This window comes from Gemmatimonadaceae bacterium, from assembly GCA_035606695.1.
Classification (GTDB): domain Bacteria; phylum Gemmatimonadota; class Gemmatimonadetes; order Gemmatimonadales; family Gemmatimonadaceae; genus JAQBQB01.
Genome location: DATNEW010000049.1, coordinates 1 through 14583 on the forward strand (window position 1 = coordinate 1; position 14583 = coordinate 14583).

Here is a 14583-nt window from a genome sequence, read left to right on the forward strand (position 1 = left end):
GACGCGAACGACGCGAACGAAAAGAACGATACGAACGGCGCGACGCGGCGCCAAACCGACGGCGACACCGCGACGGTGAACGCCGCTCGGCGGGCATCGGCGGAGTCGCATGAAGGACGCCCGCATCTGATCGTCGTCGAAGACGATCCCGAGCTCGCGCGCACGCTCGTCGATTGGCTCGAGCAGGGCCGGTATCGGACGACGCTATTCCCGAGCGGAGGAGCAGCGATCGCTCAGCTCGCGCTGCTGCAGTTCGACGGGGTGATCTGCGACGCCGACGTGTCCGACGCGAAGGGAGTCGAAATGCTTCGCACGAGCAAGTCCGTTCGGCCACTCGTGCCGGTCATGATCATCACCTCCGATCGCTCCAACCAGATCGCGTCGGAGGCCGTGCGCAACCACGCGGACGAGATGCTCCTCAAACCCTTCGATCACGACGTCCTTCTCCGACGGCTCCAGGATATGATCGTCACGGGTCGCGCGGCACGCCGAGCCGGACCGCGAACGGTTCTCGCGATCAGCGCGCACCCCGATGATGCGGAGATCGGTGTCGGCGGCACGCTCATGGGCCACATCGCCACGGGCGACCGCGTCATTCATCTCGTGCTGACCGATGGCGAGGGCGGCGGCGCTCGGGAAGATCGAATCGCCGAGGTGGAAGCGGCGGCGGCATCGATGGGCGTGGTGCTTCGCCGCGCGAGTCTTCCGGACGGGTGTCTCGCGGACACGATGGAAACCGTCGCCGCTGTGGAGGAGATCATTCGAGAATACTCACCGTCGCTCATGTACATCCATTCCGAGCACGACACGCATCAGGATCATCGAACGGCGCATCATGTGGCGATGGTCGCCGCTCGCAACGTGCCGTTCGTCTACGCGTATCAGGCGCCAAGCTCCACCGTCGACTTTCGGCCGGCGCGCTTCATCGACATCGCGCGGCAACTCGACCGAAAGATCGACGTCCTGAGACTCTTTCGCTCGCAAGCGCCGATCCGGGCGTACCTCGCCGACGATCTCATTCGCGCGACCGCGCGCTACTGGGGACGCTTCGCCGGACACAGCGTCGTCGAACCGCTCGAAGTGATTCGGCAGTTGTCACAATGAACGAGCGCATGGGCGACACGGAGCGCGCGCTGCGCGTGCTCGTGACCGGAGGCGGCGGACCGTCGGCGATCAGTTTCATGCAAGCCGTCTCGGGCAACGACGTCGAGCTGTTCGCCGCGGACTGCGACCCGTACGCGTCGGGACTCTACCTGGTGCCGCGCGGCAACCGCGTGATCGTGCATCGAGGGGACGATTCACGCTTCATCGAGCATCTCCTCGCGGCGTGCGCGGTGCATCGCATCGAGGTTCTGGTTCCGACGGTCGATCTCGAGCTGGGCAAAGTGGCGGCGGCCCGGGACGCGTTCCAGGCGGCCGGCACGGCGGTGCTCGTCGCGAGCTCGGCGACACTCGATTGTTGTCTCGACAAGTGGGACCTCGTTCGTGTCTGCCGCAGCGTGTGCCCCACGCCGCATTCGGCGCCATACGACTCCTCCTTCGACGACGTTGGGTGGGGTTATCCATTTTTCGTGAAGCCGCGTCGCGGCGCGGGCGGCAACGGCGCGCAGCTCGTCGTGAATCCGGCGATGCTCGGCGGGCTGCCGCGCGACGGATCGCTCATCGTGCAGGAGTTTCTGACCGGCGAGGAGTTCTCGGTCGACGTGCTCTCGGATTGCGCCATGAACGTGATCGCCGTGGTCCCGCGAGTGCGCCTGCGAATCAACTCGGGCATCGCCGTATGCGGCCGAACCCTGCATGACGAAATACTCGATCGTCAGGCGCGGTCGGTCGCGCGGCGCATTGGCTTGGCGTACATCGCGAACATTCAGTTCCGTCGCGATGCCGCGGGCGTCGCCAAGCTGCTCGATGTGAATGTGCGCTTTCCGGGAACGATGCCGCTCACGATCGCCGCCGGTGTCAACATGCCGCGCCTCGCGCTCGATCTCGTCGCGAAGCGCGCCGTGCCGCGAGATGCCGGAACGTTTCACGATGTGGGAATGGTGCGGGTGTGGCGCGAGCACTTCGTGCCGACGTCGGAATTCGACGAGCTCGTGGCGTCGGCGGCGACGGTCGCCAGTTCCACGCCGGGCGCGGCTACCAGCGCACGATGAGCCCCACCGCCATCGACCGCCGGCTGTACGCACCGGTACGCGACGCAAGCTCCACGCGGAGGCCCTCCCACGGAGTGATCATCGCCGTCGCACCGGCGACGGCGGTCGTTGCCGACAGTCGGTCATCGAGATCGCGGACGACACCCAATCGAATGGCAAACGGCCGCGCGGGCGCGCGTTCCCAGAACGCGCGCAGCTGCCCGCGCGCTTCGAGCGGCGATGGTTCCACACCGCGCGTCGCGACCAGCGTGAGCGTTTGACGGTCCGCGATCGCCGTCGCCGCCCCGAGGCTGAACTGCGTCGCGCCGTTCGCGCCGCTGATCGGCCGGATGCCCGCGAGCAGCGTCACGCGCGAGGCGAGGCGATACGCCGCATCGGTCCAGAGAAAAGTCGCGCGTTCCTGCGGGGTGGACCACTCTTCCATGCGCGCGGTCATCCAGAGCGCGGTGGTCGGATGAACCACGACTCCGGCTCCGACTACACTAGCCCGCGTCGAAGCGAGCGGGTCCGCGCGCAAGACGACTCCTTCGGTGGGATCGCCGGCCGCCAGGGCGCCGACGCGCGCCAGGACCGTGACGACGGACGTGAGCTCGCCGGTGAATTCGATGTTTCCTTCGACGCCCGTCACGGCACCGCCGGGCCGGCCTGGCGCATCGATCCTCGCGCCACCGCCACTGACGTCGAGCGACCACGGTCGCTCCCACGCAAGCAGCGCCAGCGCCGAGCGCGCCTCGGCGAGCGATGGTTCGTGGGCCAAGGCCGCGCGATACCATGCTCGCGCCTCGCTGAGACGTCCAACGCCGCGCGCAACGAAGCCGCGGCCCAGCAACGGCTCGATGGCGTCGGGCTCTTCGCGTTGGAGAGCCGCAAAGCCCTCGTCCGCGCGCTCCCAGTCGCCCGCCCACGCAATCTCCCACACCGCGAGCGTGCGCGGACCCCACGTCGAGTCGACGAGCTCCGGATGCACACGCGGATCGCTGGCCGGAGTCTGAGCGGAGAGATGCTTGGGCGCGAGCGCACACAGGACCGCAGCCATCAGCAGCTGGGCTCCTCGATGACTCCGATAGCGTTTCACAATGCTCCATGGATGGACGCGCGATGAGCGATCTGATCGCTCTGATCGATCTGGCGGAGGATCGTCACGTCCATTCGACCTTCTCGGACGGCGCCGATACCTTGGAGTGCAATCTTGCGGCCGCGCGCCTCGCTGGCCTCCACCGCCTGGGCTGTGTCGATCATGTGCGGCGGGACAGCGACTACGTCGGCCGGTACGTGCAAGCGGTTCGCGCGCTGTCGTCGGACGGCGTGGTGCTTACCGCGGGCCTCGAGGCGAAAATACTCGACGCCGACGGTGCGCTCGATATGCCGGACACGTTCTCACTCGCCGACGCCGTCTACATCGCGGACCACCAGATGCCGACGCGCGACGGTCCGCGGTCCCCGCGCGCCATCCGGGACGAGCTGTCCGCGGGCCGCCTGCTCGCCGCCGACGCGATCGAGCTGATCGTCGTCGCCACGGAGCGGGCGCTGCGACGATACGCCGGCACGCCGCTGGTGATCGCGCATCTGTTCAGCATTCTGCCAAAGATCGGGGTCGAAGAGGCAGCCGTCCCGAGCGCAGCGATAGCTCGGCTCGCGACCGCGGCCGCGGACGTCGGTGCGCTGATCGAAGTCAGCGAACGCTGGCGCTGTCCTTCGATCGACACGGTGCGCGTGTTTCACCGGCACGGCGTCACGATCGTCGCGAGCACCGACAGCCATCGCGCCGAAACCATCGGTTGCTACGACTACGTTCGCTGGCTCGCGGCCGCATGCTCCGGCGATGCGTAAGGTGCGAAAGGTTCGCACGGCGCGGCCGCCAGGCGACCGACGACCAAGCCGCTGGGCCCTCTCGCGCGCGATGCGCCGAGATGCGACGACGCGGCGGACCACGAACGTGCGATTGCACGTGCTCGCATACGCGCTGCTCAACGTGCTCGCGGCACAGATCGCGGTGTTCGCGCTGCTGCCGCGAGCGCCGCGCCGCGTGGACCTCACGCTGTTTTGCATCGCGCTCGTGTTCGCGGGCGCCACGCCGGTGCTCGCGTCGGCGCTTCAATACCTCGTCATCGGACTGCATCGCTTTCATACCGGCTATCGCCGGCTCACGCCATTTTATCCGCGCACGGCGATCGTCGTCCCGGCGTGGAACGAAGCGGCCGTGATTGGCACGACCATCGACCAGCTGCTGCACATGTCGTATCCCGCCGAGCGGTTGCGGGTCTACGTCGTCGACGATGCATCGACCGACGCCACGCCGGACATCGTACGCGCCAAAGCGCTCGATGATCCCGAGCGCGTGGTTCACATTCGGCGAGTCGAGGGCGGGCAGGGCAAAGCGCATACGCTCAACGCCGGCATCGATCGCGCGCTCGCGGATGATTGGGCGCAAGCCATTCTGATCATCGATGCCGACGTGCTGTTCGAGAAAGACGCGTTGCGCAAGATGACGCGGCACTTGTCGGATCGCACGGTCGGCGCCGTGACGGCGTACATCAAGGAAGGCACGCCGAACGCGAATTATCTCAACCGATTCATTACGTACGAATACATCACCGCGCAGGCCGCGGCGCGCCGCGCGCAAAACGTCTTCGGCGCGCTCGCCTGTTTGGCCGGCGGCGCGCAACTGCATTCGCGACAAAACATGATCGACATCGGCGGCCGCATCGACACGTCGACGCTGGCCGAAGACACGGTGACCACGTTCAAGACGCAGCACGCCGGCAACCGCGCGGTCTTCGAGCCCAACGCCGTCGTCTGGGCCGAGGAGCCGAAGGATCTCGCGGCACTGTGGAAGCAGCGCATGCGCTGGGGACGCGGCAACGTCGAGATCACGATCCAGTTCGCGCACCTGTGGACGCAGTCGAACGGATTCGGCCGCCTTGCCGGCCTACCGATCAAGATGCTCTGGTTCAGCGTGTTGCTCATGCCGATCGTCATGTTTGGATCCGCCGTCGGCCTGATCGGCTTGTATTTCATCAATGCCGGCACGGCGTGGAGCGTATTTCGCGCGCTGTGGATCTGGAGCTTGTTGGTGTACGTGTTTCAGACGGCAATGGCGTTCGCCGTCGATCCCGGCGCCGCCAAGCGATCGTGGTTTCAAGCGCTGACGTTTCCGGGAATCGTGTCGCTCGCCATCATGGCGCACAGCGCCTGCCCGCCGATCGTCGACGCGACATTGGCGCGCTGGCTGCTCGCGCTGGGCTTGGAGCCTCGTTCCAACCTGGCGGTCACGTTGTCGCTGGCCATGTATGCCTGGTGTTTTCTCTGCATTCCGGCGGCGTACGTTGGCAAGCTTTGCGCGGAACATCGGACGACGAAATGGCTGACGCCATTTTGCGTCTACATCGCCGGGTACGGTCCATTCCTGTGCGCGGTGACGTTCGCCGCGTATGTGCAAGAGCTCATGAACAAGCAGGCAGTGTGGGACAAGACGATCAAGACCGGCGCCGTAGTCGTGCCGGACGCGGCGGCGAGATGACGTCATCCCCAAACGAAGAACCGGCCGCGCTGGATCCCGACTGGATGCGAGTCTTCGAGACGGAGCTCGCACATGACGATCGCGTAGAGCGCCGCCTCCTCGTGCGAGAACTGGCGATCGTTCTCGGCCTGTGCCTCGTGGTGGTGGCGTGGTCGATCCTGATTTAAAACTGTCGTGGTTCAACTGCGGAATTGCGACAACCGCTGAAAAAATCGGATAACGGCGGTCAGACCCGAGGAGAGCTCGGCCCGGGGCCAGGTTCTGCCGCTTGAAACCAACTCTAGCCTCCAGCCGCCAAGCCGATCACATTTCACGTATGGCCTGGTGGACCAAAAAGGACAAAAAACCGCGCGCCCCTCGGCGCGATCGCCTCGAAATCCCCGCGGATGTCTGGGAAAAGTGTGAAGCCTGCGGCCTCACCGACATTCGGGAGAAGTTCGAGCGCAATCTCAACGTCTGCCCGAACTGCGACTATCACCGTCGCATTCGCGCGGCCGACTACTGCAACCTGCTGCTCGACGAGGGCTCGGTCGAAGAAGTCGAAGTCGATCTACGGTCCACCGACCCCCTCGGCTTCCCGGAATATCCGAACCGGCTCAAGAAAGCGATCACGAACGCCGGCGACACCGACGCGCTGCTGGCGTGCACCGGAACGCTCGACTCGCTGCCCGTGAACCTCGGCATCATGGACTTCGCGTTCATGGGCGGGTCGATGGGCTCGGTAGTCGGCGAAAAGATCGCGCGGCTCGGCCAGCGCTCGCTCGAGCGCAAGTATCCGCTCATGGTCGTCTCCGCGTCCGGCGGCGCGCGCATGCAGGAAGGTGTGCTCTCGCTCATGCAGATGGCGAAAGTCGCGGCAATGCTCGCGCAGCTCGCCGAACGGCGGATTCCGTACATCTCGATACTGACGAATCCCACGACAGGTGGCGTTAGCGCGAGCTACGCGATGCTCGGCGACGCCATCCTCGCCGAGCCGGGCGCGGTGATCGGCTTCGCCGGTCCGCGAGTCATCAAGCAGACGCTTGGCCAGGACTTGCCCGAAGGATTCCAGACCTCTGAATTCCTGCTCGATCACGGGATGCTCGATCAGGTCACGCATCGCCGAAATCTCAAGCGGACGGTGAGCCAGCTGCTGCGTCACATGACCGGCCGGCCGGCGGCGACGGGATGGACGGCGTAGCGTCTCCCGTCGCCGGCAGGGCAGCTTTTCGCGACGCGCTCGACTTCCTCTTCGCGCGCACGACCGGCGGCTTCAAGTTCGGCCTGGAGCGCACCGAAGCACTGCTCGAACGACTGGGCCATCCTGAGCGCCGCTATCCGTCGCTGCACATCGCGGGCACGAACGGCAAGGGAAGCAGCGTGGCGACGATGGCCGCGCTCCTCGCCGCCAAAGGGCTCAAGGTCGCGACCTACACGTCGCCGCATCTGGTCGATTTTCGCGAGCGGATGATCGTGGACGGCGCGCCCATTCCGGCGGACGACGTCGTCAATTTCATCACGCGGCTCATGCCGTGCGTGGAGGAGATCGGCGCGTCGTTCTTCGAGGCGACGACGGCCATGGCGTTCGACTATTTCGCGCGCGCCGGCGCGGACGTCGCGCTGATCGAGGCCGGGCTCGGCGGCCGCCTGGATTCGACGAACGTTCTTCTGCCGATGGTCGCGGGCGTGACGTCGATCGGCCTCGATCACACCGAGTATCTGGGCGAGACACTCGAGGAGATCGCCGGCGAGAAGGCGGGCATCTTCAAGGCGGGCCGTGCCGCCGTGATCGGCGAGTGCGAGCCGCGCATTCGCGATCTGCTCGCCGAGCGCGCGCGCCGGGCGGGCGCGTCGGAAGTGCGCATCGCGTCGGAGGAAATCCGGTTCGATCGCATCGGCGTGAGCGACGCCGGCACCACGTGCAGTCTCGAATGGAATGGCCGAAGGGCGACGCTGACGACGCCGCTGGCGGGCAAGCATCAGGCGGCGAATCTCGCCTTTTCGCTCGTCATGCTCGACGCCAGCGGCGGGCCGTATCGCGTGAGCGTGGACGACGCAGCCGCGAACTTGCGCGCCGTGCGGATTCCCGGACGCTTTCAGCACACCGGACGATTCATCTTCGACGTCGCGCACAATCCCGCAGGCTCCGAGGTGCTCGCGCAGACGATTGCCGCGGTCGCGCCGATACGGCCGATTACCGTGCTGTTGTGTGTGCTCGGCGACAAGGATTGGCGAGCGATGATGCGCGTGCTCTCGGCAGTCGCCGCGCGATTCATCCTCACAATGGCGCCGACCGCTCCGGCGAGCCGAGCGTGGGATCTCGGCGACGCGTTGCGCTTCGCCCGCGACCAGGGGTTCGATGCCGACGCGATCGCCGATTTCGACGCGGCGCTCGCGACCGCGCAGGAGGGCGAGGGAAGCATCGTCGTCACCGGGTCGTTTCACACGGTGGGCGACGCGATGGAGCGCCTGCAGGTGTCGCCGCTAGCCCAGCCAGTCTAATTTTCCTGGATGGCTCAAGGGGCACCCGGCGCCTTACCCGGATTTCGCGACTTCTATCCCGAACAGTTCGCTGAACGCGCACACATCACGAATGTGTGGCGCGACGTCGCGCGCCGGTTCGCGTTCGTCGAGTACGACGGACCTCCGCTCGAGCCACTCGAGCTCTACACGAAGAAGAGCGGCGACGAGATCGTGGGACAGTTGTACAACTTCACCGACAAGGGCGGTCGCGAGATCTCGCTGCGCCCCGAGATGACGCCGACACTCGCGCGCATGGCCGCGGCGAAAGCGAACGCATTGCGGAAACCGATCCGTTGGTTCTCGATTCCGCAGCTGTTTCGCTACGAGCGCCAACAGCGCGGACGTTTGCGCGAACACTTTCAGCTGAACGTCGACATCATCGGCGAGACGGACGTCACGGCGGATGCCGAGCTACTGGCGGTCGCGATCGAGATCATGCGCGGCTGCGGACTGACGGCGGGCGACGTGCGCGCGCGCGTATCGGACCGCCGCCTGCTCCGCGCGTTGCTCGCGTCACTCGGTGTTGGTGACGAGCGCATCGCCGACGTGTTCGGCATCGTCGACAAGATCGATCGACAGCCGCGGGACGTGTCGCGCGAGAAGCTGGTGGGCGTAGGTCTTTCGAACGAGTCCATCGAGCGGCTGTTCGGATTGATGGGCGACGTCACGCTCGATCACATCGAGCGCGAGTTCGGCTCGGCGCCCGAGATCGCGACGCTCCTCTCCGATTTCCGCCGCTATTTCGCGTACCTCGAAGGTCTCGGCGTGCTGGACTGGGTGACGATCGATCTCAAGATCGTGCGCGGTCTGGCGTACTACACGGGGATCGTGTTCGAGCTGTTCGACGCGAAGGGCGAGTTGCGCGCGATCTGCGGCGGGGGACGGTACGATAATCTCCTGCAGTCGTTGGGCGGCGTGGACCTGCCGGCGCTGGGTTTCGGCATGGGCGACGTGGTGCTCGCGGAGCTGCTGCGCGACCGGGGGTTGCTTCCGTCCAAGAGCGAGGGCCCGCAGGTGTGGGTCGCCGCGGAATCGGCGGCGTTGCAGTCCGATGTTCGGCGGGCCGCGACCGCGCTGCGCCATCACGGCGTGAGCGTCGAATACGCGCTCCGCGACCAACCGCTCATGAAGCAGGTCAAGGCGGCGAAATCCGCCGGGGCGGCATTCGTGCTCACGCTGCGCGACTCCGCGCAGCCGGAAGGCGAACGCCATGCCTGGAGTCCGGAACCGCCGCCCGAATGGAACGACCTGCTTGCCGACCTCGGACTTTAGCATACTCTAAAACTACAATGGCTGACGACAAAAAACTCACGACGCGCGAAGCCGACTTCAGCGCCTGGTACAACGAAGTCGTGTTGCGCGCGGAGCTGGCGGATTACTCGCCCGTACGCGGCTGCATGGTCATTCGTCCCAACGGCTACGGCATCTGGGAGCGCATGCAGCGCGCGCTCGACGACATGTTCAAGGCCACGGGCCACCAGAACGCGTACTTCCCGTTGTTCATTCCCGAAAGCTTTCTGCACAAGGAGGCGGAGCACGTCGAGGGTTTCGCGCCCGAGACGGCCGTCGTCACGCATGGGGGCGGCAAAAAGCTCGAGGAACCGCTGATCGTTCGGCCCACGTCGGAAACGATCATCTACTCGATGTTCGCCAAGTGGGTGCAAAGCTACCGCGACCTGCCGCTGCTCATCAATCAGTGGGCGAACGTCGTGCGCTGGGAAATGCGCACGCGCCTGTTCCTGCGCACGCTCGAGTTCCTGTGGCAGGAAGGCCACACCGCGCACGCTACGCACGACGAGGCCGAGGAGGAAGCGCGGCGCATGCTCGGCGTGTATTCGGACTTCATGGAAGGCCACATGGCGATGCCCGTCGTCACCGGCCAAAAGACCAAAGCTGAGAAGTTCGCCGGTGCGCTGCGCACGTATTCGTGCGAAGCGATGATGCAGGACAACAAGGCGCTGCAGGCCGGCACGTCGCACAACCTCGGCCAGAACTTCGCCAAGGCGTTCGAGCTCAAGTTCCAGGCGGAGCACGGTGGACAGGAGTTCGCGTGGAACACCAGTTGGGGCGTGTCGACCCGGCTCGTCGGCGGCCTCGTGATGACGCACAGCGACGATAATGGCCTGCGGATTCCGCCGCTGCTCGCGCCCATCGAGCTCGTGATCGTGCCGATCTACAAGAGCGATGAAGAGCGGAGCAGGATGCTCGAGGCGGCCGATCGCGTGAGCGACATGCTGCAGGATTGGGAGCGTCGTGATCCCGGCCGCCTGCGCGTCCATGTCGACGATCGCGAAGGTGTGAAGCCGGGCGCGAAATATTACGAGTGGGAGCTGCGCGGTATCCCGGTGCGCATGGAGCTCGGACCCCGCGATCTCGAGAAGAATCAGGGCGTGCTCGTGCGGCGTGACACTCGCGAGAAGCGGCCCATCTCGCTCGATTCGCTCGGCGAGGACGTGAGCGAGCTCCTGATGCGCATTCAGGACGACATGCTCATCGCGGCGCGCGAGCGGCGCGAGCAGAACAGCATTCGCCACAAGATCAGCTATGACGATTTCAAGTCGCTGATGGACGACAAGGGCGCATTCGTCTATGCCGGCTGGTGCGGCAGCGAAGATTGCGAGCGGGAGATCAAGGAGGAAACGAAAGCGACGATCCGCGTTCTGCCCGACGAAGAGTTTCAGTCGGCCGAAACGCCGGGCACTTGCCTCAAGTGCGGCAAAAAGACCGGCGGCAGCACGACGATCGTCGAAGCGCTATGGGCCAAAGCGTACTGACCACCGGCTTCAGCCGCGTCGACGGAGTGATGTGCTGCGAGGGCGTGTCCCTCGAGCACATCGTCCGCGACGTCGGCTCGCCGGTGTACGTCTATAGCGCGGCGACGATTCGCGACCGGTTCGAGCGATTGGATCGCATGCTCGCGCCGGTCGCGCATCGCATTCACTACACGCTCAAGGCGAACGCCAGCCGCGGCGTGCTCGACGTCCTTCGCGAGCTCGGCGCGGGCGTCGACGTCGTCTCGGGCGGCGAGTTGCATCGCGCGCTCGCGGCCGGATTCAAGCCGAAGGACATCATCTTCGGCGGCGTCGGGAAGACCGAGGAAGAACTGGCGCAGGCGCTCGATGCGGACATCCTGTTCATCAACGCGGAGAGCGAAGCCGAAGTCCGGATCATCGATCGGCTGGCGGGCGAACGCGGCGTGACGGCGCGCGTGTCGCTGCGCGTGAATCCCGAGATCACGCTCGAGACGCCGCATGACTACATCAAGACGGGCGGCAAGGGGCACAAGTTCGGCATTCCGCATGACGACGTCGTGCATGTGGCGGAAGTGACGGCGTCACTCGCCCACGTCACGCTGGTCGGTCTGGACATGCACATCGGATCGCAGCTCTCGCGCATCGATCCGTATCGCGAAGGCACGGAGCGCCTGGCGTCGATCTTCGCCGAAATTCGGCGGCGGGGAATCGACACGCTCCGGTACCTCGACATCGGCGGCGGACTCGGCGTGCGATACGACACGGAGCAGCCGCCGAACCTGCAACGCTTCGCGGAGCTCGTGCTGCCGACGGTCGCTGACACAGGCCTCGAGCTGGTGATGGAACCGGGGCGTTTCATCGTCGGCAACGCCGCGGTGCTCGTTGGGCAAGTGCTCTATCGCAAGCGGAGCGGAGGGAAGCACTACGTCGTCGCGGACGTTGGCATGACGGAGCTCTTGCGCCCCTCGCATTACGGCGCCTTTCATCGCATACTCGCCATGCGGGAGCATGCGACGACGGCCACCGTGGACGTCGTCGGTCCGGTGTGCGAGAGCGGTGATTTTCTGGCGCTCGACCGCGAGCTCGACGACCTGGCGCCGGGCGAATACCTCGTGGTGTGCGACGTCGGCGCGTATGGCTACGTCATGGCGTCGAACTACAACAGCCGTATGCGGCCGGCCGAAGTGCTGGTCGACGGCGACCGGTATGCGGTGATCACCGCGCGCGAGCGCTACGAGGATCTCATGCGCCTCGAGATCGCGAAGCCGGAATGGAAAGCCACCGCAGCACACGCCGGAGACCAAAGCTGATGCGCATTGGCCTGATCGGGGACACGCACGATCGCCTGCCGGCGGTCGCGGAATTGGTGAAACAGATTCAGGCGGCGGGCGCCGGCATGGTGCTGCACGCCGGCGACTACTGCTCGCCGTTCGCGCTCCGCGCATTCGAGGAGTCGCACGTGACGCTGGCCGGCGTGTTCGGCCGCAACGACGGCGATCGCGAGGGCTTGGTCTCGCGCGCGCAATCGGCGTTCGGCGCCGAGCTGTTCGAGTCGCCGCACAGCTTCGAGATCGGGGGCAAGCGCATTCTTCTCGTACACGACATCGGCGACATGCATCAGCGCTCGATCGACTCGCACGAGATCGTGATCCATGGAAGCACGCACCAGCAGGAAATGAAGACGCGGGGGAACACGCTCATCGTGAATCCCGGGGAAGGGTGCGGCTGGCTTCACGGAACGCCGTCGGCCGCGGTGCTCGACATGGATGCGATGCGCGTCGAGTTTCTCACGCTGTCGGGAGCGGAATGGAAGTACTGACGGCTGACCACGGACGAACAGCGGACAACCGCGGATCGGCACGGAGACGGCGTCAACTGCAGTCAACTGCTGTTCAAAAGCTCTTAAGAACACCCTCGGGAAACTCGGTTTCGCGGAGCGTCCCGAGGGTGTCTGACAAAAACCATTAAACTCAAAACGCCGTTCCAACGCCGTTCCAACGCCGTCTCCGTGCCGATCGGTGAACGTCCGACGTTCGTCCGTGGTCCATATTCCTGATCCGACGTGACTTCCAGAATCCTCATCCTCGACTACGGCTCCCAATTCACTCAACTCATCGCGCGCCGCGTGCGCGAGGCGAGAGTGTATTCCGAGATCCATCCGGCGACCCGCTCACTCGAGTGGATTCGCGACTGGAAGCCGACCGGCATCATCCTGAGCGGCGGTCCGAGCTCCGTGTACGAGGACGGCGCTCCGCTCGCCGAGCCGGCGCTCCTCGACATCGCACCGGTGCTGGGCGTGTGTTACGGGATGCAGCTCGTCGCGCACATCTCGAACGGGGCGGTGATCGCCGGGGGGCGGCGCGAATACGGACGCGCACAGCTTCGCGTCGACGAGCCGTCGGGATTGTTCGCGGGCTTCCAGCCCGGCGACGAGATGACGGTGTGGATGAGCCACGGCGATCACGTCGACGCGCCGCCGCCGGGCTTCGTCGTCACCGCGTCGAGCGGCAGCGTCCCCATCGCGGGCATGCGCCACGAGACCAAGCCGGTTCACTGCGTCCAGTTCCACCCCGAGGTCGCGCACACGCCGCGCGGCCGCGAGGTGATATCAAATTTCTTATTCAACATATGTAAAGCGGAGCCGACCTGGACGCCCGGCGCGTTCGTGGACGGGGAGATCGAGAAGATTCGCGCCCGTGTCGGCTCGGCACGCGTCATCTGCGGGCTTTCGGGCGGCGTCGACTCGTCCGTCGCCGCGGCGCTCGTCCATCGCGCGATCGGCCATCAGCTGACCTGCGTCTTCGTCGACACCGGCTTGCTGCGCCTGCACGAACGCCAGCAGGTCGAGCAAACGATGCACGCCAACCTCGGGATCAAGCTCGTGACGGTGGACGCGTCGACACGCTTTCTCGACGCGCTGGCGGGAGTCGAAGATCCCGAAGAGAAGCGCCGGATCATCGGCCACACGTTCATCGACGTGTTCGAGGAAGCAACATCCGGCGCCGGGAAGGATGCCAGTTTCCTCGTGCAGGGCACGTTGTATCCCGACGTGATCGAATCGTTCTCCCCGCGCGGCGGCCCGTCGGTCACGATCAAGACGCATCACAACGTCGGCGGCCTCAAGCCCGACATGAAGTTCAAACTCATCGAACCGCTGCGCGAGCTGTTCAAGGACGAGGTGCGCAACGTCGGCCGCGAGCTCGGACTGCCCGAGGAGATGGTCGGCCGGCATCCGTTCCCGGGACCGGGACTCGGCATTCGGGTCCTCGGTGCCGTGACGCCCGACGCGCTCGACGTGCTGCGCCGCGCCGACGCGATCTATCTGGACGAGATTCGGCAAGCGAATCTCTATGACGAGATCTGGCAGGCGTTTGCCGTGCTGCTGCCCGTCCGTACCGTCGGTGTCATGGGGGACTACCGGACGTATGAAAACGTCGTGGCACTACGCGCCGTCACGAGCACGGACGGTATGACCGCCGACTGGTACCCCTTCCCACATGATGTGCTGGCGCGTATTTCAAGCCGCATCATCAACGAAGTGCGCGGGGTCAATCGTGTCGCGTATGACATCAGCTCAAAACCACCAGCCACGATCGAGTGGGAGTGAACTGACGCGTCACGGGCGATCCGCATCATCGTCTCACTCAGCTTGGAC

At 65.6% G+C, this 14583-nt stretch carries 13 protein-coding genes; 12 read left to right on the plus strand and 1 reads right to left on the minus strand.

Features of this window, described 5'->3' with window-relative positions; genetic code table 11:
- The coding region (locus VN706_24415; protein ID HXT18792.1) for a PIG-L family deacetylase at positions 1 to 1104 on the plus strand (1104 nt) is incomplete at its 5' end.
- Positions 1101 to 2153 (plus strand): ATP-grasp domain-containing protein, encoded by a 1053-nt coding sequence (locus tag VN706_24420; GenBank protein ID HXT18793.1) that lies wholly within the window; start codon positions 1101 to 1103, stop codon positions 2151 to 2153. The genes VN706_24415 and VN706_24420, both read left to right, overlap by 4 nt.
- Here VN706_24420 and VN706_24425 read toward each other — a convergent pair.
- Positions 2137 to 3189, minus strand: coding sequence for a hypothetical protein (locus VN706_24425; protein HXT18794.1), 1053 nt, complete (start codon positions 3187 to 3189; stop codon positions 2137 to 2139). The two genes, VN706_24420 and VN706_24425, sit on opposite strands and share 17 nt — an antisense overlap.
- 62 nt (positions 3190 to 3251) lie before the next feature.
- Between VN706_24425 and VN706_24430 the strand changes: the two genes are divergently transcribed.
- The 10 genes from VN706_24430 (at position 3252) to guaA (ending at position 14535) form a co-directional block, all read left to right on the plus strand.
- The gene (locus VN706_24430; GenBank protein ID HXT18795.1) at positions 3252 to 3983 is read left to right on the plus strand and encodes a hypothetical protein; all 732 of its coding nucleotides are present in this window, start codon (positions 3252 to 3254) and stop codon (positions 3981 to 3983) included.
- Positions 3976 to 5673 carry a glycosyltransferase gene (locus VN706_24435; protein HXT18796.1) on the plus strand — a complete coding sequence of 566 codons (1698 nt, stop codon included), beginning with the start codon at positions 3976 to 3978 and terminating at the stop codon, positions 5671 to 5673. The genes VN706_24430 and VN706_24435 overlap by 8 nt, the downstream gene beginning before the upstream one ends.
- Positions 5670 to 5840, plus strand: coding sequence for a hypothetical protein (locus VN706_24440; protein HXT18797.1), 171 nt, complete (start codon positions 5670 to 5672; stop codon positions 5838 to 5840). Before VN706_24435 ends, VN706_24440 begins: the two co-directional genes overlap by 4 nt.
- Before the next feature lie 149 nt (positions 5841 to 5989).
- Positions 5990 to 6853, plus strand: a complete 864-nt coding sequence (gene accD / locus VN706_24445; GenBank protein HXT18798.1) for an acetyl-CoA carboxylase, carboxyltransferase subunit beta — start codon at positions 5990 to 5992, stop codon at positions 6851 to 6853.
- Positions 6841 to 8154 carry a folylpolyglutamate synthase/dihydrofolate synthase family protein gene (locus VN706_24450; GenBank protein ID HXT18799.1) on the plus strand — a complete coding sequence of 438 codons (1314 nt, stop codon included), beginning with the start codon at positions 6841 to 6843 and terminating at the stop codon, positions 8152 to 8154. The genes accD and VN706_24450 overlap by 13 nt, the downstream gene beginning before the upstream one ends.
- Before the next feature lie 9 nt (positions 8155 to 8163).
- On the plus strand, positions 8164 to 9447 hold the full coding sequence (gene hisS, locus VN706_24455; protein HXT18800.1) for a histidine--tRNA ligase: 1284 nt from the start codon (positions 8164 to 8166) through the stop codon (positions 9445 to 9447).
- Positions 9448 to 9464: 17 nt separating this feature from the next.
- Complete coding sequence (gene proS, locus VN706_24460; GenBank protein ID HXT18801.1) at positions 9465 to 10949, plus strand: proline--tRNA ligase; 1485 nt, start codon at positions 9465 to 9467, stop codon at positions 10947 to 10949.
- Positions 10931 to 12238 carry a diaminopimelate decarboxylase gene (gene lysA, locus VN706_24465; protein HXT18802.1) on the plus strand — a complete coding sequence of 436 codons (1308 nt, stop codon included), beginning with the start codon at positions 10931 to 10933 and terminating at the stop codon, positions 12236 to 12238. The genes proS and lysA overlap by 19 nt, the downstream gene beginning before the upstream one ends.
- Entirely contained in the window at positions 12238 to 12747 is a 510-nt protein-coding gene (locus tag VN706_24470) for a metallophosphoesterase (GenBank protein ID HXT18803.1), read from the plus strand. Before lysA ends, VN706_24470 begins: the two co-directional genes overlap by 1 nt.
- Positions 12748 to 12990: 243 nt before the next feature.
- Positions 12991 to 14535, plus strand: coding sequence for a glutamine-hydrolyzing GMP synthase (guaA, locus tag VN706_24475; protein ID HXT18804.1), 1545 nt, complete (start codon positions 12991 to 12993; stop codon positions 14533 to 14535).
- Positions 14536 to 14583: the final 48 nt, after the last annotated feature.

Coding starts and splice junctions, on each gene's coding strand:
- VN706_24420 (HXT18793.1), top strand. CDS start 1,101: ATGAACGAGCGCATGGGCGACACGGAGCGCGCGCTGCGCGTGCTCGTG.
- lysA (HXT18802.1), top strand. CDS start 10,931: ATGGGCCAAAGCGTACTGACCACCGGCTTCAGCCGCGTCGACGGAGTG.
- accD (HXT18798.1), top strand. CDS start 5,990: ATGGCCTGGTGGACCAAAAAGGACAAAAAACCGCGCGCCCCTCGGCGC.
- VN706_24430 (HXT18795.1), top strand. CDS start 3,252: ATGAGCGATCTGATCGCTCTGATCGATCTGGCGGAGGATCGTCACGTC.
- VN706_24450 (HXT18799.1), top strand. CDS start 6,841: ATGGACGGCGTAGCGTCTCCCGTCGCCGGCAGGGCAGCTTTTCGCGAC.
- VN706_24440 (HXT18797.1), top strand. CDS start 5,670: ATGACGTCATCCCCAAACGAAGAACCGGCCGCGCTGGATCCCGACTGG.
- hisS (HXT18800.1), top strand. CDS start 8,164: ATGGCTCAAGGGGCACCCGGCGCCTTACCCGGATTTCGCGACTTCTAT.
- VN706_24435 (HXT18796.1), top strand. CDS start 3,976: ATGCGTAAGGTGCGAAAGGTTCGCACGGCGCGGCCGCCAGGCGACCGA.
- VN706_24470 (HXT18803.1), top strand. CDS start 12,238: ATGCGCATTGGCCTGATCGGGGACACGCACGATCGCCTGCCGGCGGTC.
- proS (HXT18801.1), top strand. CDS start 9,465: ATGGCTGACGACAAAAAACTCACGACGCGCGAAGCCGACTTCAGCGCC.
- VN706_24425 (HXT18794.1), bottom strand. CDS start 3,189: ATGGCTGCGGTCCTGTGTGCGCTCGCGCCCAAGCATCTCTCCGCTCAG.